Origin of the sequence: Actinomadura sp. NPDC048394, assembly GCF_040651755.1 — a bacterium.
Taxonomy (GTDB): Bacteria; Actinomycetota; Actinomycetes; order Streptosporangiales; family Streptosporangiaceae; genus Spirillospora; species Spirillospora montaniterrae.
Genome location: NZ_JBEZJL010000082.1, coordinates 26,788 through 51,043, shown reverse-complemented (window position 1 = coordinate 51,043; position 24,256 = coordinate 26,788). Strand labels below are relative to the sequence as shown.

17 protein-coding genes are annotated in these 24,256 nt (G+C 73.8%); 9 read left to right on the top strand and 8 right to left on the bottom strand.

Annotated features, from left to right (window positions below; all coding sequences use genetic code 11):
* Positions 1 to 116 precede the first annotated feature (116 nt).
* Together AB0C78_RS41245 and AB0C78_RS41240 are read right to left on the bottom strand one after the other, a co-directional pair.
* Complete coding sequence (locus AB0C78_RS41245) at positions 117 to 1,505, bottom strand: amidase family protein (RefSeq protein WP_360759061.1); 1,389 nt, start codon at positions 1,503 to 1,505, stop codon at positions 117 to 119.
* Entirely contained in the window at positions 1,502 to 3,016 is a 1,515-nt protein-coding gene (locus tag AB0C78_RS41240) for a hypothetical protein (RefSeq protein ID WP_360759059.1), read from the bottom strand. Before AB0C78_RS41240 ends, AB0C78_RS41245 begins: the two co-directional genes overlap by 4 nt.
* 233 nt (positions 3,017 to 3,249) lie before the next feature.
* On the opposite strand from AB0C78_RS41240, the gene AB0C78_RS41235 reads away from it, so the two are divergent.
* The 5 genes from AB0C78_RS41235 to AB0C78_RS41215 all read left to right on the top strand — a co-directional run bounded on the left by AB0C78_RS41235 (position 3,250) and on the right by AB0C78_RS41215 (position 12,357).
* Positions 3,250 to 6,423, top strand: a complete 3,174-nt coding sequence (locus AB0C78_RS41235; RefSeq protein WP_360759057.1) for an ATP-dependent DNA helicase — start codon at positions 3,250 to 3,252, stop codon at positions 6,421 to 6,423.
* A gap of 19 nt (positions 6,424 to 6,442) precedes the next feature.
* The gene (locus AB0C78_RS41230) at positions 6,443 to 9,805 is read left to right on the top strand and encodes an ATP-dependent DNA helicase (RefSeq protein WP_360759056.1); all 3,363 of its coding nucleotides are present in this window, start codon (positions 6,443 to 6,445) and stop codon (positions 9,803 to 9,805) included.
* Between the two features lie 40 nt (positions 9,806 to 9,845).
* On the top strand, positions 9,846 to 11,006 hold the full coding sequence (locus AB0C78_RS41225; RefSeq protein WP_360759054.1) for a transposase: 1,161 nt from the start codon (positions 9,846 to 9,848) through the stop codon (positions 11,004 to 11,006).
* 192 nt (positions 11,007 to 11,198) lie between these two features.
* Positions 11,199 to 11,978 (top strand): methyltransferase domain-containing protein, encoded by a 780-nt coding sequence (locus tag AB0C78_RS41220; RefSeq protein WP_360759052.1) that lies wholly within the window; start codon positions 11,199 to 11,201, stop codon positions 11,976 to 11,978.
* A 73-nt stretch (positions 11,979 to 12,051) separates the two neighbouring features.
* Positions 12,052 to 12,357: a hypothetical protein gene (locus tag AB0C78_RS41215; RefSeq protein WP_360759050.1), complete on the top strand. Its 306-nt coding sequence runs from the start codon at positions 12,052 to 12,054 to the stop codon at positions 12,355 to 12,357.
* Between the two features lie 164 nt (positions 12,358 to 12,521).
* On the opposite strand, the gene AB0C78_RS41210 is transcribed toward AB0C78_RS41215, so the two are convergent.
* Positions 12,522 to 14,066, bottom strand: coding sequence for an AMP-binding protein (locus tag AB0C78_RS41210; RefSeq protein ID WP_360759048.1), 1,545 nt, complete (start codon positions 14,064 to 14,066; stop codon positions 12,522 to 12,524).
* Positions 14,067 to 14,263: 197 nt separating this feature from the next.
* On the opposite strand from AB0C78_RS41210, the gene AB0C78_RS41205 reads away from it, so the two are divergent.
* On the top strand, positions 14,264 to 15,271 hold the full coding sequence (locus tag AB0C78_RS41205; RefSeq protein ID WP_360759046.1) for a hypothetical protein: 1,008 nt from the start codon (positions 14,264 to 14,266) through the stop codon (positions 15,269 to 15,271).
* Here the strand turns inward: AB0C78_RS41205 and AB0C78_RS41200 are convergent.
* Genes AB0C78_RS41200 through AB0C78_RS41185 form a run of 4 tightly spaced genes read right to left on the bottom strand, consistent with a single transcriptional unit; the run spans position 15,268 to position 20,670 of the window.
* Complete coding sequence (locus tag AB0C78_RS41200) at positions 15,268 to 16,341, bottom strand: alanine racemase (RefSeq protein WP_360759044.1); 1,074 nt, start codon at positions 16,339 to 16,341, stop codon at positions 15,268 to 15,270. The two genes, AB0C78_RS41205 and AB0C78_RS41200, sit on opposite strands and share 4 nt — an antisense overlap.
* Entirely contained in the window at positions 16,338 to 17,930 is a 1,593-nt protein-coding gene (locus tag AB0C78_RS41195) for an IucA/IucC family protein (protein ID WP_360759042.1), read from the bottom strand. Before AB0C78_RS41195 ends, AB0C78_RS41200 begins: the two co-directional genes overlap by 4 nt.
* Positions 17,921 to 19,531 carry an IucA/IucC family protein gene (locus AB0C78_RS41190; RefSeq protein ID WP_360759040.1) on the bottom strand — a complete coding sequence of 537 codons (1,611 nt, stop codon included), beginning with the start codon at positions 19,529 to 19,531 and terminating at the stop codon, positions 17,921 to 17,923. Before AB0C78_RS41190 ends, AB0C78_RS41195 begins: the two co-directional genes overlap by 10 nt.
* On the bottom strand, positions 19,528 to 20,670 hold the full coding sequence (locus AB0C78_RS41185) for a siderophore biosynthesis protein (protein ID WP_360759039.1): 1,143 nt from the start codon (positions 20,668 to 20,670) through the stop codon (positions 19,528 to 19,530). Before AB0C78_RS41185 ends, AB0C78_RS41190 begins: the two co-directional genes overlap by 4 nt.
* A 139-nt stretch (positions 20,671 to 20,809) precedes the next feature.
* Between AB0C78_RS41185 and AB0C78_RS41180 the strand changes: the two genes are divergently transcribed.
* Entirely contained in the window at positions 20,810 to 21,418 is a 609-nt protein-coding gene (locus tag AB0C78_RS41180) for an HD domain-containing protein (RefSeq protein ID WP_360759037.1), read from the top strand.
* Here the strand turns inward: AB0C78_RS41180 and AB0C78_RS41175 are convergent.
* Positions 21,408 to 21,749: a DUF4031 domain-containing protein gene (locus tag AB0C78_RS41175; protein ID WP_360759035.1), complete on the bottom strand. Its 342-nt coding sequence runs from the start codon at positions 21,747 to 21,749 to the stop codon at positions 21,408 to 21,410. The two genes, AB0C78_RS41180 and AB0C78_RS41175, sit on opposite strands and share 11 nt — an antisense overlap.
* Positions 21,750 to 21,822: 73 nt before the next feature.
* Here AB0C78_RS41175 and AB0C78_RS41170 point away from each other — a divergent pair, with 73 nt between their 5' ends.
* On the top strand, positions 21,823 to 23,220 hold the full coding sequence (locus AB0C78_RS41170; protein ID WP_360759033.1) for a dipeptidase: 1,398 nt from the start codon (positions 21,823 to 21,825) through the stop codon (positions 23,218 to 23,220).
* 34 nt (positions 23,221 to 23,254) lie between these two features.
* Entirely contained in the window at positions 23,255 to 24,172 is a 918-nt protein-coding gene (gene nudC, locus AB0C78_RS41165) for an NAD(+) diphosphatase (protein WP_360759031.1), read from the top strand.
* Positions 24,173 to 24,256 lie beyond the last annotated feature (84 nt).

Here is a 24,256-nt window from a genome sequence, read left to right as displayed (position 1 = left end):
CGCCCCACACCCGGCCGCCCCCGCCCCCCCCACCACCCTTGTTGCTGAACTCGCCGCCCCGCAGCCCGCAGGCCCGGGGCTGCTCCTCCCCCCCGCGCCCCCCCCCCCGGCGCCGGTCAGGCCGCGGACCAGGGGCGCAGGCGCTCGAAGGCCGCCGCGGCGGCGAGTACGCGGGCGTCCTCGTGGCGCCGCCCGACGATCTGCAGGCCGGTCGGGGCGCCGCCCGCCCGACCGGCGGGGACCGACACCGCCGGATGCCCCGACAGGTTGAACGGGAACGTGACGGCCAGCGCGCCCCAGTGGTCCACGGGACGCCCGGCGATCTCGGTCGGCATCGGCCCCTCCGCCGCGAACGCCGGGGCCTGCGTCGCCGGGGTCAGCAGCAGGTCGAACCGGCCGAACGCCTCGGCGAGCGCCTCGACCAGCCGCGCGCGGGCCTCGTGCGCGTCGACCAGCGCGTCCGCGTCCAGCGCCTGCGCCGCGTCGCCGTAGCGGCGGACCGTCGGATGGACGGACCCGAGCCGGTCGCGGGGCGCGTTCCGCAGCTCGGCGTGGACGTCCGGCACCGACAGCGTCCGGAACGCGGCCCCGCAGGACTCCAGCCGGAGCCCGGCGGGCACCTCCCGCGCGCCCGTGCCGGCGATGAACGCCTTCGCCGCGTCCCCGACGACCGCCGCCACCTCCGGGTCGCAGGGCGCGCCGCCCAGGTCGGGCGACCACGCGACCCGAAGGCCGCCGAAGTCCGCGTCCTGGATCGCCGTCTCGAACGGGACGGGCGGGGCGGGCAGCGACGCGCGGTCGTACTCGTCCGTCCCGCAGACGCAGTCGAGGAAGCGCGCGGTGTCGCGCACCGTCCGGGTGAGGACGCCGTAGTGGTCGTTCCCGGCGGTGCCGCGGTGCCGGGGCCCGCGCGGGACGCGCCCGTACGTCCCCTTGAACCCGACGAGGCCGCAGTAGGAGGCGGGGATCCGCAGCGAGCCCGCGCCGTCCGTCCCGGTCCCGATCGGCACCATGCCGGACGCGACCGCCGCGGCCGACCCGCCGCTGGACCCGCCCGGCGTCAGCTCCTGCGCGTGCGGGTTGCGGGTGACGCCGTGCAGGGCGGACGCGGTGAACGACGCCCGCCCGAACTCCGGCGACGCGGTGAGCCCCACCGGGACGGCCCCGGCCGCGACCGCCCGCGCGACGATCGTCGACGTGTGGTCGGCGACGCGGTCCGCGTGCAGGACGCTGCCCATCGCGTACGGCCATCCGGTGACGGCGTGCAGCTCCTTCACCGCGAGCGGGACGCCGGCGAGCGGCCCGGGATCCTCGCCGCGCGCCACCATCGCGTCGATCCCGGCGGCGCGGGCGAGCGCGCCGTCCGCGTCCACGTGGACGAACGCGCCGAGGTCCCCGTCCAGCCGGGCGATCCGCTCCAGCGCCGCCGCCACCGCGTCGCGCGCCGCCAGCGCGCCCGTCCTGACCAGCTCCGCGGTCTCCACCGCGTCCCGCGCCGCGCTCACAGCGCCACCGCCGCGACCGCCGTGGCCACGACCAGGCCCGACACCACCGGCACGAACAGCCGTCTCGCCAGGTCGATGACCGGGACGCCGGTGAGGCCCGCGACGACGATCAGCGACGACCAGATGACGAGCGTCCCGCCGCCGGTCCAGCTCGCGCCGTTCTGCGCGATCGCGGCGAGCGTGGCGGGGTCGGCGCCCGACGCGTGCCCGAGCTCCCCGGCGAGCGACCCGGTGAACGGCAGCCCGGGCCAGCCGTTGCCGTCCAGCCCGATCACCATGCCGACCAGCAGCATCGCGAACGAGGCGAACACCGGCACGTGCGGGATGTGGTCCTGGACGTGCCCGATCGCGTCCAGCAGCAGCGCGGGGCCGGTCGTGCCGTCCGGCTTCCCGAGGATCTCGCCGGAGTAGTCCGACAGGCCCACGTAGACGAACCCGGCGATCGGGATGACGACCCCCATCGTCCGGAACGCGAACCCGATGCCGTCGGTGAAGTGGTCGGCGCAGCTCTGCAGCCAGTTCCGGCGGTCCGCGACGACCGCGACGGCGACCAGCGCGAGCGCCGCCGTCCCGCCGACGAGCGGCGCGCCCTGCCCGTCGTCGATGTCGGGGACGAGGGAGGTGAACCGGCCGAGGAGCATGACGGCCAGCAGCACGGCGAACGCCAGCGGCACCGCCACCGCCACGATCCGGGCGCGGGCGCCGGGCTTCGCGGGCTCCTCGTCCGGTCCCGCGGGGCCCGTCGCGGTCAGCGTCGCGGTCGCGCCGGAGCCGGTCCCGCCGCCGGCCTCCGCGCGGGCCTCTCCGCGCGCCTCCGCGCGGACGTCGCCGTCCCCGGCGGCGGCGAGGTCCAGCGTGGCGGCGGCCGCCACCACCGGGTCGAGCAGCTTCGTGCGGACGTCGCGCAGGTAGGACACGCCGAGCGCGACCACCCCCGCGATGAGCGAGATGATCAGGGCGCGGTCGGCGATCGCGCCCGCGGGCACGTGCGCGCCCTGCGCGGACAGCCCGGACGCGACGCCCATGATGTAGTCGGAGCTGAGCGCCATGCCCTGCCCGGTGATCGCGATCGCGATGGCCGCGGCGAGCGGCGGCAGCCCCACCCGGACCGCCGCCGGCAGCAGGATCGCCGCGATCAGCGGCAGCACCGGCGTCGGCCAGAACGACATCGACAGCAGGTAGGTGACGACGGCGAGCACCAGATAGGCCAGGTGCCCGTTGCGGACGAACCGCTGCAGCGGCCGCACCATCATCAGGTCGGCGCCGAGCCCCCGCATGGCGCCGAGCATCGCGGTCACGATCGCGATGATGAGGAAGATCGGCAGCAGCTCGCGGGCCGCGACGATCCCGGCGTTGAACACCGCCGCGATCCCGGTCGTGACGCTGCCGCTGTAGACCAGTGCCGTGACGAACGTCCCGCAGACCGCGAGACCCACGACGTTCTTGCGCGCCACCACGGTGGCGATCAGGGCGGCGAGGCCCAGGAGATAGATCCAGTGCGCAGGCGACAAGGGGCGAAACCTCCCACCTCCCCGGGACGCGGCCGTCCGCGTTCCGTGCACGGGGGTCCCGCGACTCTTCATGATCGGTTGCGCGGGCCGCAACGGAAGAGCGCACATCGCGGCGCTCCGGGATTGTGCAGGCTGCCGAGCCCCGCGTCCCACCCGTTTCGCGCCGCGTCACCTTCGCGACATGCGCCCGTTGTGGTCCGAGGAGCCCCGGTGATCTGCTCCAATGAACTGTTGTGCCGCCTGCTTCCTACCGTCTCGTCCGCCGCGCGGGTCCCGCGCGCGCGGTGCCGCCCGTGCTCGACGAGCGGCAGCGGCGGGTCGTGGAGCACGCGGGCGGGCCGATGCTGGTGCTGGCCGGGCCGGGCACCGGCAAGACGACGACGATCGTCGAGGCGGTCGTCGACCGGATCGAGAACCGCGGCGTCGACCCCGAGCGGGTGCTGGTCCTCACGTTCAGCCGCAAGGCGGCCGGCGAGCTGCGGGAACGCATCACCGGACGGCTCCACCGCACCACCCGGACGCCGCTGGCGCTGACGTTCCACAGCTACGCGTACGCGCTGCTCCGCCGGGACGCGGTGCTGAACGAGGAGCCCGCGCCGCGGCTGCTCTCCGGGCCGGAGCAGCTCCTCGAGGTGCGGCGGCTGCTCGAAGGCGAGCTGGCCGACGGCGCGCGCGACTGGCCGGAGCGGCTGCGGGCGGCGCTCGCCACGCGCGGGTTCGCCGAGGAGCTGCGCGACTTCACGCTGCGGGCCGTCGAGCGGCAGTTCACCGCGGAGGAGCTGGTCGCGCTCGGCCGGATGCGCGGGCGCGACGACTGGCCCGCGATCGGCGCGTTCATGGAGCGCTACGTCGAGCGGTTCGCGCTGGATCCCGTCCCCACCTACGACTACGGCGAGCTGATCTTCATGGCCGCCGGGATGCTCGCGGACGAGGAGGTCCGGATCCGCGAGCGCGACTCCTACGACGTGGTGTTCGTGGACGAGTACCAGGACACCGACCCCGCGCAGGAGGCGCTGCTGCACCTGCTGGCGGGGGAGGGCCGCGACCTGGTCGTGGTCGGCGACCCCGACCAGTCGATCTACGGGTTCCGGGGCGCGGACGTCCGCGGCATCCAGGAGTTCCCGAACCGCTTCCTCACGCTGGACGGCCGTCCCGCGCCCGTGGTGGCGCTGCGCACCTGCCGCCGCATGGGGCCGGAGATCCTGGAGGCGTCGCGGCGGATCGCGCGCCGCCTGCCCGCCGGTTCGGCGGGCGCCGCCGAGCACCGCGCCCTCCTCACACCGGACGAGGCCGAGGAAGGCGAGGTCCGTGCGGTCATCGCCGACTCCGAGAGCCAGGAGTCGGCGCTGGTCGCGGACGAGCTGCGGCGCGCACACCTGCTCGACGGCGTCCCGTGGTCGCGGATGGCGGTGCTGGTGCGCAGCGCGGTCCGGCAGGTGCCGGTGCTGCGTCGGGCGCTGGCGCAGGCGGGCGTCCCCGTCGTCGTCGCGGGCGACGAGGTGCCGCTGATGCAGGAGCCGGCCGTCCGCCCGTTCCTGGTGCTGCTGCGGGCCGCGTTGAAGAAGGGCTACCTGGACGAGGTCGTCGCCGAAGACCTGCTCACCGGCCCGCTCGGCGGCGCCGACGCGCTCGCGATGCGGCGCCTCAAGCGCGCCCTGCGCGACCTGGAGGAGCTGTCGGGCGGCCAGCGGCCGCTCGGCGAACTGCTCGTCGCGGCGGTGAACGACCCCCGCGAGCTGGTGCTCGTCCACGAGAAGGTGCGCGCCCCCGCCGAGCGGATCGCGAACCTCATCGACGTGGCGCGGCGCAACGTCCACGACGGCGGATCCGCCGAGGACGTGCTGTGGGCGGTGTGGCAGGAGAGCGGGCAGGCGGACGTCCTGCTGGAGCAGAGCGTCAAGGGCGGCACGCGCGGCGCGTCCGCCGACCGGGACCTCGACGCCGTCGTCGCGCTGTTCGACCACGCGGCCCGGTTCGTCGACCGGCTGCCGCAGGCGGGCCCCGAGCTGTTCGTCGACACCATCGCCGCGCAGGAGATCGCCGGCGACACCCTCGCCGAGCAGGCGCCGGAGGGCGAGGCCGTCCGGATCCTCACCGCGCACCGGTCGAAGGGCCTGGAGTGGGACGTCGTCATCGTCGCCGGCGTCCAGGAGGGCGTGTGGCCGGACGTGCGGCTGCGCGGGTCGCTGCTGGGCGTCGAGGAGCTGATCGAGCATGCCGCGGGCGCCCAGCCCGACTCCGACGCGGCGGCCGGCGCGTCCATGGCCGCGAAGATGCTGGACGAGGAACGCCGCCTCTTCTACGTCGCCGTCACGCGCGCGCGCAAGCGGCTCGTGGTGACCGCGGTGGGCGGCGACGACACCGAGGAACGGCCGTCCCGGTTCCTCAACGAGCTGCTGCCCGGCGCGATCGAGCAGTCCCAGCTGGACGAGAAGACCCGGTGGCTGTCGTTGTCCGCGCTGGTCGCCGACCTGCGGTCGGTGGTGTCCGACCCGACCCGCCCCGAGCCGCTGCGCCGCGCCGCCGCCGGTCACCTCGCCCGCCTCGCCCGCGCGGGCGTCCGCGGCGCCCGCCCCGAGAACTGGTACGCGATCACCGCGCTGTCGGACCAGGGCCCCGCGTTCGCCGACGACGAGCAGATCACCATCTCCCCGTCGCAGGTCGAGGCGTTCACCACCTGCGGTCTGCGCTGGCTGCTCGCCTCGGCGGTCGGCGCGCAGGAGGGCGGCCCGAACGAGTTCAGCACCATGGGCAAGGTCATCCACGCGGTCGCCGAGATGGCGGGCGCCGACGACGGCGTCACCGAGGTCCACGTCGCCGAGCGCCTCGACCAGATCTGGAACGACCTGGACTTCCGCAGCTCCTGGTACTCCGAGAAGCAGCGCGAGCAGGCGACCGCGATGGTCGACAAGTTCCTCGCCTGGCACCGCGACAACCCCAACGAGGTCGTCGCGCTGGAGGAGTCGTTCAAGGTCGACCTCGGCCGCGTCGTCATCAAGGGCCGCATCGACCGCGCCGAACGCGACGAGCAGGGCCGCGCCGTCATCATCGACATCAAGACCTCGTCCACGGCCGTCCCGAAGGACGACCTGGCCCGCCACCCGCAGCTCGGCGTCTACCAGTACGCGGTGATGCTCGGCGCGTTCGAGCGGCACGGCCTGATCGAGCCGGGCGGCGCGAAGCTCATCCAGGTCGGCAAGGCCGCCTTCACCGCCAGGGCCCGCGAGCAGGAGCAGCCCCCGCCCGCCGAGGACGCCGACCCCGAGTGGCCCAAGAAGCTGATCGAGATCGTCGCGAGCGGGATGGCCAGCGACGTCTTCCAGGCGCGCGCGAACGACAAGTGTCGGACCTGTCCCGTACGCTCCTGCTGTCCCGTCCACGACGAGGGCGGGCAGGTGGGCGACTGATTGGCTCGGGGGGAGCGAGGTGATCACGCCGGGGGAGCTGGCGCGGCTGCTGGAGATCCCGGAGCCGACGGAGGAGCAGGCCCGGGTGATCGAGGCGCCGATGGCGCCGATGGCGGTGATCGCGGGCGCCGGGTCGGGCAAGAGCGAGACGATGGCCGCGCGGGTGGTGTGGCTGGTCGCGAACGGGTTCGTGCGGCCCGAGCGCGTCCTCGGCCTGACCTTCACCCGCAAGGCCGCCGCCGAGCTCGGCGTGCGCGTCCGCAAGCGGCTCGACAAGCTGCGCGAGGTGCTGCCGGGCGACGAGCTGGAGCGGCTCGGCGGCGAGGCGCTGTTCGACGGCGAGCCGATGGTGTCGACGTACCACTCGTACGCGGCGCGGCTGTTCGGCGACCACGCGCTGCGCGAGGCCCTGGAGCCGACGATGCGGCTGATCTCCCCGGCCGTCGCGTGGCAGATCTGCTCGCGGGTCGTCGACGCCTACGACGGGCCGATGGACCGCATCGAATGGCAGCCCGACACCGTCACCAAGGCCGTCATGGAACTGTCCGGCGACCTCTCGGAGCACCTGCGCACCGCTGATGACGTGCGGAAGGTCGGGGCGTGGCTGGACGAGCGGTTCGCCGCGGTGAAGAAGCCGCTGAAGGCGCAGCGCGACATCCTCGCCAGGCAGGCCGTCCGCGAGCAGATGATGCCGCTGATCGAGAAGTACGGGCGGGCGAAGGCCGACCGGGAGGTCATCGACCACGGCGACCAGATGGCGCTCGCCGCGCGGATCGCCTACAGGCATCCCGAGGTCGGGATGATCGAGCGGTCCCGGTTCTCCGTGGTGCTGCTCGACGAGTACCAGGACACCAGCCAGGCGCAGCTCGTCCTGCTGAAGTCGCTGTTCGCGGGCGGGCATCCGGTGACGGCGGTCGGCGACCCGTGCCAGTCGATCTACGGGTGGCGCGGCGCGAGCGCCGGGAACCTGCTGCGGTTCGCCCACGACTTCCCGGCGCAGCCCGCCGTGGGGGAGAGGCGGCCGGTGCCGGCGCCGGTCGTGCAGCTGAGCCGGTCGTTCCGCAACGGCGAGCAGATCCTCGAAGCCGCCGCGAAGATCCAGGAGGAGCTGCGGGCGGAGACCAAGGCGGTGCCCCGGCTCGTCCCCGGCGCCGGGCGCGAGGGGCGAGGGCGCGTCGAGTGCGCGCTGTTCGCCACCGTCGAGGACGAGGCCGACCGGATCGCCGGGCGCATCGCGGGGCTGATGTCCGGTGACCCGGCGGTCGCGCCTGACGGCGGCTTCCAGGCCGAGCCGCTGCAGTACTCCGACGTCGCCGTCCTCGCCCGGAAGCGGTCGCAGTTCCCGCTGATCCGGCGGGCGCTGGAGGCGCGCGGCATCCCCGTCGAGGTCGTCGGGCTCGGCGGGCTGCTGACCGTCCCGGAGGTGCAGGACGTCGTCGCGACCCTGCGCGTCATGCACGACCCGACGGCGGGCGCGTCGCTCGCCCGGCTCCTCACGGGCCCGCGCTGGCGGCTCGGCCCCCGCGACCTCGTCGCGCTCGGACGGCGCGCGCGGGCGCTGGCGCAGGAGTCGGCGCGCGACGTCACCCCGCCCGAAACGGCCGCGGAGGAACCGCCCGAGAGCGACGACCCGGTGCCGGAAACGGGGGACGACCCGCTCCGGCAGCTCGTGAGCGAGCTGAACCAGGAGACCGGCAGCCTCGTCGACGCGCTCGACGACCTCGGCTCGCCCGAGGCGTACTCGCCGGAGGGCTACGGGCGGCTGCGGCGGCTCCGCGACGAGCTGCGGACGCTGCGCGGGCAGGTCGGCCTGCCGCTGCCCGACCTCGTCAACGAGGTCGAGCGGGCGCTCGGCCTGGACATCGAGGTCGCCGCCCGGTCCGGCCTCGACCCCGTCACCGCCCGCGCCGACCTCGACGCGTTCATCGACGCCGCCGCCACCTTCGCCGGCGACGCCGAGGACCCGACGCTCGGCGCGTTCCTCGCCTACCTCAAGGCCGCCGAGACCGAGGAGTTCGGGCTGGAGGCCGGACGCGTCGGCGAGACCAACAGCGTCAAGCTGCTCACCGTCCACGCGTCCAAGGGCCTGGAGTGGCCGGTCGTCGTCGTGCCGGGCCTGTCGTACGTGCCGCAGAAGAACGGCGGCCCGGCGAAGGGCTCGATCTTCCCGTCCCCGCCGCAGAACGCGACCCGCTGGACGGCGAACCCGCGCGTCCTGCCGTTCATGCTGCGCGGCGACCGCGCCGACCTGCCGCCGCTGAACGGCCTGGAGAAGGACGACCTCGCCGCGTTCGACCAGGCGTGCTCCGAACGCGACCTGCGCGAGGAGCGCCGCCTCGCCTACGTCGCCGTCACGCGCGCGTCCAGCCTGCTCATCACCACCGGATACTGGTGGGGGTCGTCGGGGCGCCCGCTCGGGCCGTCGCCGTTCCTGGAGGAGGTCCGCGCGGTCTGCCTCGCCGGCGCCGGGACGGTCGCCATGTGGGCCGACCCGCCCGAGGAGGGCGAGACGAACCCGCTGCTCGCCGACCCCGAAGAGGCCCAGTGGCCCGTCCCGCCGGGGGAGCGCGGCAGGACCGACGCGTCCGCCCGCGAACGCTACGAGGCCGTCGTCGAGGCCGCCCGCATGGTCGAGGACGCGATGGCCGGACGGAACCGGCTGTGGGCCGGCGACGAGGGCCTGACCGACGCCGACCGCGGCCGCATGACCGCGTGGGCGCGCGACGTCGAGCTCCTCCTCGCCGAACGCGACCGGGGCCGCGGCGGCGACGGCCTCCTCGTCGAGCTGCCCGCCCACCTGTCGGTGTCGTCGCTGGTGTCGCTCGCCCGCGACCCGGCGGCGCTGGCCCGGCAGATCCGCCGCCCGATGCCGCGCCCGCCCGCCCCGTACGCGCGGCGCGGCACCGCGTTCCACGCCTGGCTGGAGGGCCGCTGGGGGCAGCAGCGCCTCATCGACCCCGACGAGCTGCCCGGCGCCGCCGACGAGGGCGCCGCCGACGACGCCCACCTGCTCCGCCTCCAGGAGCGTTTCGAGGAGTCGGAATGGGCGGCCCGCGAACCCCTCGACATCGAGGTCCCGTTCGAGACGATCATCGGCGACCGGCTGGTCCGCGGCCGGATGGACGCGGTGTTCCGGCGGCGCGGCGGCGGCTACGAGATCGTCGACTGGAAGACCGGCCGCCCCCCGTCCGGCGACGACGCCCGCTTCGCCGCCGTGCAGCTCGCCGCGTACCGGCTCGCGTGGGCCGAGCTCGCGGGCGTCGACGTCGGCGAGGTCAGCGCCGCGTTCCACTACGTCAGCGCGAACACCACCGTCCGGCCGGCGGATCTGCTGGACGCCGCCGGCCTCGCCGCCCTGCTGGAGTCCGTCCCCGCCGCCTGACGACCGCTTGCTTGCGCACAGTAATGCTATGGTCACGGACGTGAAGATCGTGGTGCGGGTCAAGCTCATTCCGGATGCCACGCAGACAGTGGCCCTTGAGCGCACGTTGCACACGGTCAACCAGTGCGCGAACCAGGTATCGGCCGCCTCGTTCACCGCATACGGGCTCAATGGGTCAGTCAAGGACCTGCGGTCTATGGCCTACGGGCAGCTCAAGGCCGAGGGCCTGGGCGCGCAGGCCGCGCAGCACGTCATCAAGCGCGTGGTGGATGCCTATACCACCCTGCGGGCGACCATCCGAGCCGGGAACCTGGGCGAGCAGGGGGCGAAGCGGCGGCGCAAGGCCATGTCCAGGCCCATCACCTTCCGACTGGACGCGGCGCACACCTACGACGATCGGTGCCTGTCATGGAACTACGACGCCCGAACGGTGTCGATCTGGACGATGGACGGACGCCTGAAGAACGTTCGCTTCGCCTGCTCGGAGGCGGCGCTCAAGCAGCTCACCGAATACCGGAAAGGCGAGTCCGACCTGGTTCGCCGGGACGGGAAGTGGTTCCTGGTCGCCACTTGCGACGTGCCTGAAGCCGAGCGGTACGAGCCGCGAGACTGGATCGGTGTGGACCGGGGCATCAGCAACCTGGCCACCACCAGCGACGGCGACAACCATTCGGGCCGGCGCCTGGACCGCTACCGGCGCTGGCAAGCTCGCAAGAAGGCCGAGATACAGGCCAAGAAGACACGCTCGGCCAAGCAACTCCTCAAGAAGCGTGCACGCCGCGAGTCGCGGCACGCCGCCCACATCAACCACAAGATCTCCAAGACGGTCGTTGCTGTCGCCCAACGCACCGAACGCGGCATCGCCCTGGAACAGCTCCAGGGCATCCGCGAACGGGTCACGGTTCGACGCGACCAGCGAGCACGGCAGTCGTCCTGGCCGTTCCACCAACTCGGCGCGTTCATCGCCTACAAGGCCCGCCAGGCCGGCGTGCCGGTCATCGAGGTGGATCCGGCCTACACCTCGCAGCGCTGCCCGCGCTGCGGCCACACCGCCAAGGCCAACCGGCCTTCGCGGGGCACCTTCCGCTGTCGCCGGTGCGGTCTCGCTGGGCCCGCCGACGTCGTCGCCGGGGTCAACGTGCGCGACCGCGCACGCTCGGCGTGGGTATTCGTCAACGTGCCCAAACCGGCCCCCGCCTAGCGGCGACCCGGCGATGTGACCCGCGACCGCCCCCCTGGTAAGGGGCAGCGCGGGAGCATAAGCAGAGCCCTTCCGGACCGAGCTGACGAGCCCGGTCCTTCGGGGGCGAGCAGTTGACTGAAGAGTGTCACCCCCTCTGGCCAGCGCACCCGGGATCGGAGATGATCCGGGGAACGCATCCAGGGAGGCGACGTGACGGTGACCCACGACGACAAGGTCGTACGCGAGTTCTCCAAGCAGGCGGCCGGGTTCGCCGACCCGCGGCTGAACGCCGCGTTCACCCGGCACCTGGACGACCTCGTCCGCTTCATGGATCCCGAACTCGACCTCGACGACAACGTCCTGGAGGTCGCCGCCGGCACCGCGCTCGTCTCCCTCGCGATCGCCCACCGCGTCCGGCACGTCACCGCCCTCGACCTCACCCCCGCGATGCTCGCCGAGGGCAAGCGCGAGGCCGACCGGCGGGGCCTCACCAACGTCACCTTCACCGAGGGCGACGCGACCGCGCTGCCCTACCTCGACCGCTCCTTCACCCTCGTCGTGACGCGCTTCTCCCTGCACCAGGTCGCCGACCCCGCCGCCGTCGTGCGGGAGATGGCGCGGGTCAGCCGGCCGGGCGCCGCGCTGATCGTCGCCGACCTCGTCCGCCCGGACGGCCTGGAGGGCGACCCCGACCGGATCGAGCGGCTCCGCGACCCCTCGCACGGCACCATGCTCACCCGGGCGGGGATCGCCGCCCTCGTCGCCGACGCCGGCGCCGAGGTGAAGCGGTCCCGGTCGATCGACTTCACCCGTCCGCTGGGGCCGTGGCTGGAGCTGTCGCAGACGCCCGCCGACGTCGCGGGGCGGATCCGCCGCGAGCTGGAGGACGAGCTCTCCGGCGGCCCGGCGACCGGCATGCGCCCGAGCCGCGTCGACGGCGAGCTGCACTTCACGCACACGTACCTGTTCCAGCACGCCATCGCCGGCTGATTCGCGCGTTTCGCCGGAACTATTTCGAGCAAACGTTCGACGTGGCTCGCTCATATGTTCTATGTTGTCGACCATGGGTTCCAGCACCGTGCGTTCCCTCGACCGCGAGCCGGCCGCGCTGGCGATGCGCATCGGGGTGGTGGCCGCCGAGGCCGCGCTCGCGACGTTCGCCCGCAACCTCGACCTCGACGACCTCGAGGACGGCATCGACTTCCAGGGCGCCATCGGCCCGGCCGAGTGGCCGGTGTTCTCCCTGGTCATCGACACGCTCGCGGAGGCGGGCCCGGGTGACCGCCGCTCCCTCGACGAGCGCCGCGCCGACGCCCTGAACGACCTCGCCCGGATCTGCATGGCCGCCAAGAACCGCGGCGCCGCCTGACGCGCCGGTGCGGCCTGACCGGCGCCTGGAGCGGAGCGCCGGCGGAGTGGAAGGCGACGGTCAGGCGCTCTTGCCGGGGGGCGTCCCCCCGCCGCTGCACTGGCACCGAGAGCGCGGCGTCCGGGGCCCGCGGCCTTGGTGCCGGACGCCGCTCCGCCCGCCCCTCAGCCGTCCAGCGCCTTCGACCTGACCTTGCCGGTGCTGGTGCGGGGCAGCTCGTCCACGAAGTGCACGTCGCGCGGCACCTTGTAGCGCGCGAGGTGCTTCTTCACGTGGGCCTTCAGGTCGTCCTCGGTGATTTGCGCGTTCTCCTTGCGCACCACGTACGCGGCGAGGCGCTGGCCGAACGTCTCGTCCTCGACGCCCTTCACCGTCACCTCGGCGACGTCGGGGTGCTCGCCGAGCAGGTTCTCCACCTCGCCGGGGAACACGTTCTCGCCGCCTGAGACGATCATGTCGTCGGCGCGGCCGTCGATGAACAGCCGTCCCTCGGCGTCGAAGTGGCCGAGGTCGCCGGTGCCGGTCAGCCCGTCGCGGACCTTCTTGCCGCCGCCCCCCGTGTAGCCCGCGAACCGCAGGCCGCCGCCGGTGTAGACCTCGCCGGTCCCGCCCGCCGGGACCTCGTTCCCGTCCTCGTCCAGGATCTTGATGGTGAGCCGGAACGACGGCCTGCCGACGGTCCCGGGCGCCGCGCGCAGGTCCGCCGGGGTCGCGATCGTCGCCCAGCCCGTCTCCGTCGCGCCGTACACGTTGATCAGCACGTCGCCGAACGCGTCCATGAACGCCTCGGACAGGTGCGGGTGCAGCGCCGACCCGCCGCACACGACGACGCGCAGCGACGGCGCCGGCCGCGGCTCGCCCCGCGCCGCGTCCAGGATCCGCTGCAGCATCACCGGCACCGCGACCAGCGTCTCCGCCGCGCAGTCGTTGATCGCCGCCAGCACCTCGGCGGGGTCGAAGCGCCGGAACAGCACGAGCGGCATCCCCATGCCGAGCCCCACCGACGTGTACGCGAACCCCAGGATGTGGAAGAGCGGCGGCGCCACCACGAGGGGCGCCCCCGACCGTACGGGGACGCGCATCAGGTGGCTGAGCGCGGCGGGCAGCAGCGACGTCACCGACAGGTCGTGCCGCGCGCCCTTCGGCGTCCCGGTGGTGCCGGACGTCATCACGATCACGTTGCTCGTCCGGTCCGGGTTCAGCGGTTCGGCCTCCGTCGCCGCCACCAGCGCGTCGATCGACTCGCCGCCGCCGTCGCCATTGCCGTCGCCGTTGCCGTCGCCGTCCGTCCAGGCGAGCACGCGGGCGCCCGCGAACCCCGACGCGTCGACGGCCTCACCGAACTCCTCGTCGTGGACGAGCAGCCTGACGCCCTCCCGCTCGGCGACCTGCCCTAGCTGCGTCGCGGAGAAGTCGGTGTTCAGCAGCACCACGTCGTTGCCCAGCCGCGACGCCGCGAGGACGGCCTCGACGAACCCGCGGTGGTTGCGGCACAGCACGCCGACCTTGCCGTCGCCGGCGCGCTCCTTCAGCGCCGTCGCCAGCGCCGCCGCCCGCTCCTCCAGCTCCGCGTACGTCAGCGCGCCCGCCTCGTCGATCAGCGCCGTCCGGCCGGGGAACCGCAGCGCCGCCATCGCGCCGACCGTCGCCGGGACGGGCCCGAACCGCACGTAGGGGAACAGCAGCCGAGCCGCCCGGTCGGGCCGCATCGGGTGCATGATCCCGGTATCGCGTACGGCCCGTGTCGCCCGTACGCCCAGACTCGCGGCCGACCGCACCCGCTCAAGCACCGAAATCTCCTCACATCGCCCAGCACATACGTTGCCGTGACAAGGAGTTTGTAACGCATGCCGGGCGGGCGGCGTCCGGCGGCCGCGGTGTCGGACCCGGCCCGTAGGGTGCGGCCATGCTGTCCGTCTTCCTCGCGTGCGAGGACCCGTACGCCACCGCGGACTTCTTCACCGGTCGTCTCGGCTGGAGCCTGGTCTTCGCCACGCCGTGCGACTCCGCGGACCGCCTCGCGTGCGTGTCGCTCGGCGACGCCCAGGTCATGCTCGGCACCGACGACGAGGAGTTCCTGCCCGCGGCGTCCCGCGAGCACCGGGGCGCCGGGGTCACCGTCTACGTCAACCTGCCCGCGGCCGTGGACATCGCGGCCGTCCACGCCCGGCACGCAGGCGCGGGCGTGGTCACCGTCCCGCTCGCCGCCCGCGAATGGGGCGAGCGTGCCTTCGACGCCCGCATCGCCGGCTACCGCTTCCTCATCGCGCAGGACGGTACGGTCGGCGGCATGTCATCTACCGTCACCGCCGACGACGTCGAGTCGGCCGTCCGGCTCGCCGTGAACGTGCTGGAGAAGGCGCCCGAGGGCGCGTGGGACGGCAAGGCGGGCTCGCTGGAGTGGACCTGCTGGGAGACCGTCGAGCATCTGAGCGACGACCTGTTCGCCTACGCGGCCCAACTCGGTGCCCGGCCGATGGACCGGGACGTGCCGTTCCTCTGGGAGGCGCGCCGCCCGGGCGGTCCGGCGAACGTCACCTACGCGAACCGCGACGCCGGGCCCGGCGGGCTCCTGGAGATGCTGGTGGCGTGCGGCGCGATGCTCGCCGCGCTCGTCCGGACGACCCCGTCCGACGTGCGCGCGCACCACGCCTTCGGGGCGTCCGATCCCGAGGGGTTCGCGGCGATGGGCATCGTGGAGACGCTCGTCCACACCCATGACCTCGCGCAGGGCCTCGGCCTCACCTGGGACCCGCCCGCCGACCTGTGCGCCAAGGTGCTGGCGCGCCTGTTCTCGGACGTCCCGCACGACACGGACCCGTGGCCGACGCTCCTCTGGGCGACGGGCCGCGGCGACCTCCCCGGCCACGACCGCGTCACCAAATGGCGCTGGACCGGCACCCCCCGCCCTTAGCGGAGGTAGTGGAAGGCGGGTTTGGGGTGCATGAGGAAGTCGTGGTGGGAGATGTTCCAGGCGTAGGCGCCGGCCATGGCGAAGGCGATGACGTCGCCGGGGCGGAGCGGGGGGACGGGGACGGCGCGGGCGAAGACGTCCTTCGGGGTGCAGAGCTGGCCGACGAGGGTCGCCGGTGAGTGCGGGCCGTTCGCGGTGAGGACGGTGAAAGGCTGGTCGTGGCCTTTCGTGACGGGGGTCCTGAGGTGGTGGGTGCCGCCGCGGAGAATGGCGTAGGTCTCGCCGCGCGTCTTTTTCACGTCGAGGACGTCCGTGACGTACCAGCCGTGGTAGGCGGTCATCGAACGGCCGGGCTCGATGCGGAGGCGGGCGGGGATGTCGTTCAGTCCGGCGCCGTAGGCGTGCCAGTCGAAGCGGGTTTCGGGGGACGTGTAGTCGACGGCCATTCCGCCGCCGAGGTTCAGTTCGGGGTCGTCCACGCGGTGGGATTCCAGCCACGGAACGGCCCATTCGGCGATCCGGTGGGCCAGGTCGAGCATGGCGGGGGCGTCCAGGCCGGACGCGAGGTGGGCGTGGACGCCGCGGAGCGTGATGTGCGGGTTGTCGGCGATGCGTGCGGCGCAGGTGTTGAGGGCGTCCTCGTCCATTCCGAACGGGCCGCTCATGGTGAGGGCGGCGCCCGGGAGGTGGAGCGGGAGGTTGGCTCGGAGAAGGACGTCGGCGGGGCCTTGCAGGCGGTCGAGTTCCCGTGGGCTTTCGACGTGGACACGGTCGATGCCTGCGGCGAGGGCCAGTTCCTCGTCGGTCTTCCCGGGGCCGCCGAAGGCGAGGCGGACGCCCGGGAGCGTTTCGCGGACGTGGGTCAGTTCGCCGCCCGAGGAGACCTCGACCCCGTCCACGTGCGGGGCGATGGCGCGCAGGATTTCGGCGTCCGGATTGGCTTTGGCTGCGTAGAAGAGTTCGGTGCGGCCGAGCGCGCCGCGAATGGATTCCGCATGCGCTTTCAGGCCGGGCAGGTCGTAGACGTAGGCCGGAAAGCGGTCGAGGCCGCGGAGGTCGTCGAGGTTCACAGCGGACGTGGCGCGGAGAGCGGGTTGGGCGCGGGGACGTACGCGGCGCCGCGGTCGGCGGACCGCGACCAGCGGGTCCGCAGGTTCGCCTTAGCGGGCAGCGGGACGCCCGCGAGCAGCGCCCTGACCTGCGGATGGTGGTCGAGACGCGCGAGATGCTCCCGGGCCGCCTCCCAGAGGTCCGGTTCGAGCGCGGGATGCAGGTCGGCGACGGCGGCGGCCGTCTCGGTGAGGTGGTTGACGAGGAGGCAGTAGACGACACGGTTCCAGCCCTGCGCAGGGGCGTAGGTGAGGCCGTCGGCGACGCGGGCGGGCAGGTGCGCCAGGTCCCAGCGGCCGGCGGTGAGCTTGGTGCCTTCGAGGTCGCGGAACGCGGCGTGGACGGGCATGCCGTCCGCGTCGACGCAGATGAGGACGTTCTGCAGGTGCGGCTCCAGGACGACGCCGTGTTCGAGGAAGGCGCGGAGCACCGGCGGCGCCACCTGCGCGACATAGGCGTTCCACCAGGCGAGGGCACCGTCGGCGGTCGACAGGGCGGGCAGGTCGTCCAGGAGGGTGTTGTACGGGTCGGCCAGTGCACCCGCCAAGAGCGGAGTACCGGGAAGGTGTTTCACTCCCTGCCGGACGATGACGCCCAGGCCCTCGTAGAGGCGGCGGTCGGCGAGGGCGACGCTGCGGTAGGCGGGCTCGGCGAGGAGCGTCGCGCCTAGGGCTGTGAATACCTCGGGTAGTAGCTCGTTAAGGGCAACCGCACCGGACAGCTCGTACCAGGCGTTCTTGCGGACGCAGTTGGTGATGCGCACGTCCAGGCTGAACTTGCAGAACAGGTCGGCGTCCGGCAGGTACACCGTGCGGACGGACGACGTCGGTACGGCCTCGGCGTCCGACGGCCCCAGATCGCGGACGAGCCCGCGCGCCAGCGCGTCCCGGAGCAGCGGGTTCGCGGCGAGCAGCGAGAACTGCCACGGATGCACCGGCAGCGTCCGGCAGCCGGGCACGGACGGCCCGCCCAGTGCCGCGAAGGCCTGCGGGTCGCCCTCCTCCGCGACGAGGTCGTCCCGGACGGCGAGCCAGTGCGGGCGGAACCGGGCCCTGGCCTCGGGCGCGTACCGCAGCCACTCGCCGGGGGAGCCCTGCCGGGACTTCGGCGACGGGTGGAAGCGGTGGCCCGCGACGAGCGACTGCTCGGATTCGAGGTACCGGTCGTCCTGCGGTTCGCGGCGCGCGGCGAGGATGGCGTCGAGCGCGCCGTGGCTGTCGCCGACCTGCGCGAGGAACTCGGGGTTGGGCTGGCCCGTCGCCAGTTCGAGCTCTCCGGCCACCAGGTCGGCGAGGCGGTCCCAGGACGCGGGGATCCACGCGTCGCCGCGCCGCTCCTCGTACGGCGGCGCCAGGCGGTAGGTGGGGCCGGCCGGGGGGCGCGCGAGCCCGGTCCGCAGCACGACGCCGGCGCGCGGCAGCCGCGCGACGAGGTGCCCGCCGTCCGGCCATACCTGCTGCTCGGGCCCGCACACCTCGCGGATCAGGCAGTTGAGCAGCGCGGTGGAGGTGGCGTCGTCGGCCGTCAGGGCCCGTTCGGTCAGAAGCACGTCGCATCCCGTAGGTAGTTCGGCCCGGGCGGGCCGTAGTGCTTGTTGATGTCGGCGGCGCCGGTCCTGGCCTTGTCGATGAGGGTCCCGGCGGTGACCATGGCCTTGCCCGGCAGCGCGTCCGCGTCGAGCGTGCGGGAGCGCAGGAACGCGTCCCGCGGGCCGAGCGCCGCGGCGAGCCGGTCGCGGATCAGGGCGCGGCCGGTGCGCCAGGGCAGCAGGCCGCGCTCGGCGAGCCCGAGCGCGGGCGCCGCTGCGCACAGGTGCAGGGTGATCGTGACGAACACGCGGGCGAGCGCGTCGGGGTCGGCGGTGACCATGCGCCGGTCGACGAGGTCGCGCGGGTCGGCGCCGGGGGACGGGCCGAGGCGCTCGCGGAGCCGGGCGGGGTCGATGAGGGCGCCGTCGTTGTCCTTGACGAGCAGCCGCGGCGGCGCGCCGTCCCTTACCGAGCCGCAGCCGTCCAACACCAGCGCGACGTTCTGCTGGTGGGCCTCCAGCGCGATCCCGTAGCGGAACAGTGTGACGTTCCACGCGAACAGCGCGGCCAGGTAGGCGTCGAAGAGCGGCTCGACGTCCCAGCGCTCGATGACGTGGCCCTTGTCCGGGGCCTCCGCCAACAGGGCGGCGATGGGGATGACGTGCGCGCGCGCTGTCTCCGGTGGGAAGCGCCGTACGAGGTAGGCGAGGAGCGGGCTGTCGGCGTGCCCGTAGGTCTGCTCGTCGGCCAGCAGTACGGGGAGGTGCGGCTCCCGGGCGAGGACGCGCCGCAGGACGCGTTCCACGAGCGCGCCGTCCGGGAGCGTGCCGGGGACGATCGTGCGCCGGTTGCGCAGCCCTAGCGTGCTCGTCGGCAGCGGGACCTTGACGTGCTCCAGCGGCGCCGCGGCGAGGGTCCGCATCGACAGGGTCGGCGCGACCTGCAGGTACGGTTCCGGGGCCATCGTCGCGGCGGGCTCGTCCCGCACCAGCCGGACCGCCAGCGGGTGGACGGGGAACAGCGCGTCCGCCGACCGCAGCCCCACATCCGCCGGCGCGGGCCACCAGACGGGCGTCTCGCCCGCGAGCGTCGCGCCGCGGACCGACGCCCAGCGCAGCGGGAACGACGGGGCGAACTCGGGGGCGTAGCGGCTCACGTCCGCCATGCTGAGCCCGGCGCGGCCGCGGCTCGTCGGATGGACGGGATGGTCGTTGTAGGCGGCGAGGCTCTCGTAGAACGTCCCGGGGCCCGTCCTCAGCTCGTCCGGTATCCGCGCCAAGCGCCGGTGGACGGCGGGACGCGCGTCGTTGTGGAGCTTCACCGCCGCGAGGGCGTCCAGGCATTCGCGCTCGAACGCGCCGGTGTCGTCGCGGGGGTCCGCCACGTGCCGCACCAGCGCGAAGACGTCCCGTAACGCGAGGTTCTGCGACGGGTCCACGCGCAGCTCGCAGAGGAAGGCTGGGTCGGCGTCCACCAGCCGGACGGGACGTCCCGGCAGCGCGAGCGTCCGGCCGTCGACGAAGCGCCGCAGGCCCGCGTAGTCCTCGCGGAGCAGGGCGTCCAGGACCCGGGCCGCGAGCGGCCCCTCGATGTCGTGACCGGTCGTGTCGCTGTCCGTCACGCGATGGTCCAGTCGTGGGCGGAGCGGAAGCGCGCCAGCGCGGCCTCCACCTCGTCTTGCGCCGGGCCGATGGCGCGGACCGTCCCCAGGTAGTCGCGGTTCGTGCGGGTGAGCGCGACGGAATCGCCCACGGCGCGCTGCGGACGGTAGGCCAGCCGTACATCGCCGTCGTGCAGCTCCATCGGACCGGGTGCGGCCCGCAGGACTCCGGCGCGATCCGCGATGACGGCCTCCGCGACGGCATGCCCCTCCACGGCCGGGACGTCGAACCCCAAGGGCTCGCCTAGGTGGACGCCCAGGATCCGCTCGAACAGCGGGATCCCGAGCAGGTCCGCCAGCAGGAAGTCGCAGTGGTCGCCGATGAGCCGGTAGTTCACCTCGATGATGCGGGCGCGGCCCTCGTGGACGACGAACTCGGTGTGACACGCCCCGAACCCCACGCCCAGCGCGTCGAGCTGCGCGAGGACCTGCGGCGTCTCCGGAGGCGGCGGCGCCCACTCGAGCCGCTCCTCCACGAAGAACGGGGGCGGCGACAGGGTCGTCCGGTACGAGCCGAGGACGCGCAGCTCCCGGCCGTCCCCGAGCGTCTCCAGCGTGTGCAGCCGGCCCGGCAGGTACTCCTCGGCGACCAGCGGGTCGTCCCGCCGCGCCGCGATCTCGTCGCGCCGTGCCCGCAGCTCGCGCGCGTCGTGGACGAGGAAGACGTCCTCGCTGGCCACGCCCTCGCGCGGCTTCAGGACGAGCGGGTACGGCGCGTCCGGCGGCACGTCGAAGGCGTCCGAGGAGAAGACGGGATCCAGCGCGGCGAGGTGGCGGCGCATCAGCGCCTTGTTCTTCGCGCGCGTCGCGGCCCGCCAGTCCTTGCCGGGCAGCCCGAAGTAGGCGGCGGCGAGCGCGGCGGGCGCCTGCAGGAAGTCGCTGTTGGAGAAGATCCCGGCGGGCTCGCCCTCGACCCGGGCGATGATGTCCCGGAAGTCGGAGACGTCGCATTCGACGACCCGGCCGGCGGCGCCGGCGTGCGCGGCGGGACGGTCGGTGAGCAGGACGACGTCCAGCCCGAGGCGCGCGGCGGCGGGCAGGAACCCGTGCGTCACCGAGTCGGTCGCCTTGCCGGCGGCCAGGTAGAGGGAGGCGGCCACGGTCGGCCTTTCCAGTGAGTCGGTGAGGTAAGCCTTGCCTAACTCGCAACCGTCACCATAGTGGCCGCGCCGGGGGCCGCAGGCAAGAACGATGGCATCGCGTGTCCCGCCGCGTCCGGCGATCCGGGAGGATGGGCCCATGGATCTCGTCGAGCGGTGGACCGCGCTGGCCGGCCCGCAGACCCGGCACATCGGGACCGAGCTGGACAAGCGGTACGGCGAGCCGCACCGCCGCTACCACACCCGCGAGCACCTGACCGCCGTCCTCGATCTGGTGGACGAGCTCGCCGGCGACGCCGAGGACGCCGGAGCCGTCCGGCTCGCCGCCTGGTTCCACGACGCCGTCTACGACCCCGAGCGCGCCGACAACGAGGAGCGCAGCGCCCGTCTCGCCGCCCGCATGCTCGCCGACACCGACCTCCCCGCGGCGACCGTCGACGAGGTCGTCCGGCTCGTCGAGCTGACCGTCACCCACGCGCCCGAGCCCGGCGACCGCAACGGCCGGGTCCTGTGCGACGCGGACCTCGCGATCCTCGGCGCCGACCCCGACCGGTACGCCGCCTACGCCGCCGCCGTCCGCGAGGAGTACGGGTTCGTCCCCGAGGACCTCTTCCGCGCCGGACGCGCCGAGGTGCTCAGCAGCCTCCTCGCCCTCCCGCACCTGTTCCACACGGACACGGCCCGCGAACGCTACGAGGAGAACGCCCGCCGCAACATCGAGACGGAGCTGATGCTCCTCAACGCCTAGCCGACACCCGACCCGACGGCGCCCCCGACGGCGCCTCCGCCCCTGCCGCCGTCGACCCCGCCGTGGGACGGCGCCGGACCGCCTTACGCCGCCTCAACCCCGCACGAGTCAGACGCGAAAGCAGCTCCTGGCACCCCACCGCCTCCGCACCCTGCGAGACTGCCGCGTCGTACAGCTCGGACGGCACGTCGTAATGGTCCCGGTCGAACGCCCGCACCGGCACACCGAGCTCCGCGGCGAACGCGTGCAGCTCCTCGTACGACACGTCGCTCACCATGTGCGACCACACCCGCCCGCGCGCGGGCCACAACGGCGGATCTATGAGGATCAAAGCTCCTCCTGGGGGCTGAGCGAACAGGATCCCTTACAGTGCCTGACAGTACGACATGCAAGGGAGCATGCAGGTGGACGAGCCAGTTCAGGAAATCGTGCAGTACATCGAGGCCGGCCGCGACCGGTTCATCGCCGACCTCAAGGAGTGGCTGGCGATCCCGTCCGTCTCGGGGGACCCCGCCTACGCCACCGAGGTGAGGCGGTCCGCCGAGTGGCTCGCGGACTACCTGCGCGGCCAGGGATTCCCCACCGTGGAGATCTGGGACACCCCCGGCCTGCCCGCCGTGTACGGCGAATGGCCCGCCGCCGACCCGGCCGCCCCGACGGTGCTGATCTACGGGCACCACGACGTCCAGCCCGTCGAGCCGCTGGACGAATGGGACACCGCGCCGTTCGAGCCCGTCGAGAGGGACGGCCGGCTCATCGGCCGCGGCTCGTCCGACGACAAGGGGCAGGTGTTCTTCCACACCCTCGGCATCCGCGCCGGCCTCGCCGCGTCCGGCGCCGGCGCCCCGCCCGTCACCATCAAGCTGCTGGTCGAGGGCGAGGAGGAGTCCGGCTCGGTGCACTTCGCCGGCCTGCTCCGGGAACGCCGCGAACGGCTCCGCTGCGACGCCATCGTCATCAGCGACACCACCATGTGGGCCGCGGACGTCCCGTCGATGTGCACCGGCATGCGCGGGCTCACCGAGGCCGAGGTCACGCTGCGCGGCCCGTCCTCGGACCTGCACTCCGGGTCGTTCGGCGGCGCCGTCCCGAACCCCCTGCACGCCATGGCGACGCTGATGGCCGCGCTGCACGACGCCGACGGCCGCGTCACCCTCCCCGGCTTCTACGACGACGTCGTCCCCCTCACCGACGAGGAGCGCGCGCTGTTCGCCAAGCTCCCGTTCGACGAGGACGAATGGCTGCGCACCGCCGGCGGCAGCCGCGCCGCCTACGGCGAGAAGGGCTACACCACCCTCGAACGCGTCTGGGCGCGCCCGACCGCCGAGATCAACGGCATGTGGGGCGGCCACACCGGCCCCGGCGGCAAGACCATCGTCCCCCGCGAGGCGCACGCCAAGATCTCCTTCCGGCTCGTCGCCGGCCAGGACCCCGCCAAGGTGCAGCAGGCGTTCCGGGACTGGGTCGCCGCGAACACCCCGCACGGCGTCGAGGCCGAGGTGCACATCCCCGGCGGCGGCGTCCGGCCCTGCTTCTCCCCGATCGACTCGCCCGGCGTCAGGGCCGCCCGCCGCGCCATGGAGCGCGCGTTCGGCCGCGAGGTCCTGTTCACCCGCGAGGGCGGCAGCGGCCCCGAGGCCGACCTCGCCGACATCCTCGACGCGCCGCTGATCTTCGTCGCGGTCGGGCTCGACGACGACCGCATCCACGCGCCCAACGAGAAGGTCGAGATCCCCCTGCTGCTCAAGGGCGCCGAGGCCGCCGCCTACCTGTGGGAAGAACTCGCCACCGCACTCCGCTGAACCTGGTACGGATCCGACGGGAGGAAGGAGCCCGATGACGGTGACCGAAGGACCGCTCGAGTGGCTGGCGCTCGCGCGCGGCACGCTCGACCGGGTCGCGTTGAAGCGGCGCGACGACGCGTGGCTCGCGGACGCGTGGGCCGACCCGGCGACGCGGGTCCTGGTCGTCCAGGACGGGCGGACGCTCGTCACCCTCGAACCCGAGCCGGCGCTCGTGTTCGTCGCGCCCGGCCAGGCCCCGGACGGCGACCGGTGGCTGCTCGGCGTCGACGACGACGGCACCGCCTACTTCGCCGTGCCCGGCGAACCGCCCGCCGTCGACGGCGCCGAACCCGCCGGGCTCCGCCGCGTCGGCGCCCTCCTCGCCGACCGCGACTCCGGCCTGCTCACGCACGCCGTCGCGCTGGAGCACTGGCACCGCACCAACCGGTTCTGCCCCCGCTGCGGCACCGAGACGCGCGTCACGTCCGCCGGGCACGTCCGGGTCTGCCCCGAGGACGGCTCGCAGCACTTCCCCCGCGTCGACCCCGCCGTGATCATGCTGGTCACCGACGCCGACGACCGGATCCTGCTGGCCCGCGGCCCGCAGTGGCCCGCCGACCGCCGCTCCATCCTCGCCGGGTTCGTCGAGCCCGGCGAGTCGCTGGAGCAGGCCGTCGCGCGCGAGGTGCTGGAGGAGGTCGGGCTCGCCGTCCGGGACGTCCGCTACCTCGGCAGCCAGCCGTGGCCGCTGCCGCAGAGCCTGATGCTCGGCTTCACCGCCACCGCCGACGGCACCCTCCCGCTGCGCCCCGACCCGGAGGAGATCCTCGACGCCGGCTGGTACACCCGCGACGAGCTGCGCGCCGCGATCGAGGCGAAGGAGATCGTCGCCCCCGGCCCCCTCTCCATCGCCGCCCAGCTCATCATGCGCTGGTACGGCGGCGAACTCCCCAACATGCCTGCGTTTTGACAGCTACAAGCCGTAGCATAAATGTTACTCCCCGTGCATGCGGGGGTGGTCCACAGACGGTGCCCACAATCGTCTAGCCAGATG

Bases quoted from the DNA above. Each gene is read 5' to 3' on its own strand.
- AB0C78_RS41215 (WP_360759050.1), top strand. From the start codon at position 12,052: ATGGGTTCCAGCACCGTGCGTTCCCTCGACCGCGAGCCGGCCGCGCTG.
- AB0C78_RS41210 (WP_360759048.1), bottom strand. From the start codon at position 14,066: ATGCGGCCCGACCGGGCGGCTCGGCTGCTGTTCCCCTACGTGCGGTTC.
- AB0C78_RS41205 (WP_360759046.1), top strand. From the start codon at position 14,264: ATGCTGTCCGTCTTCCTCGCGTGCGAGGACCCGTACGCCACCGCGGAC.
- AB0C78_RS41180 (WP_360759037.1), top strand. From the start codon at position 20,810: ATGGATCTCGTCGAGCGGTGGACCGCGCTGGCCGGCCCGCAGACCCGG.
- nudC (WP_360759031.1), top strand. From the start codon at position 23,255: ATGACGGTGACCGAAGGACCGCTCGAGTGGCTGGCGCTCGCGCGCGGC.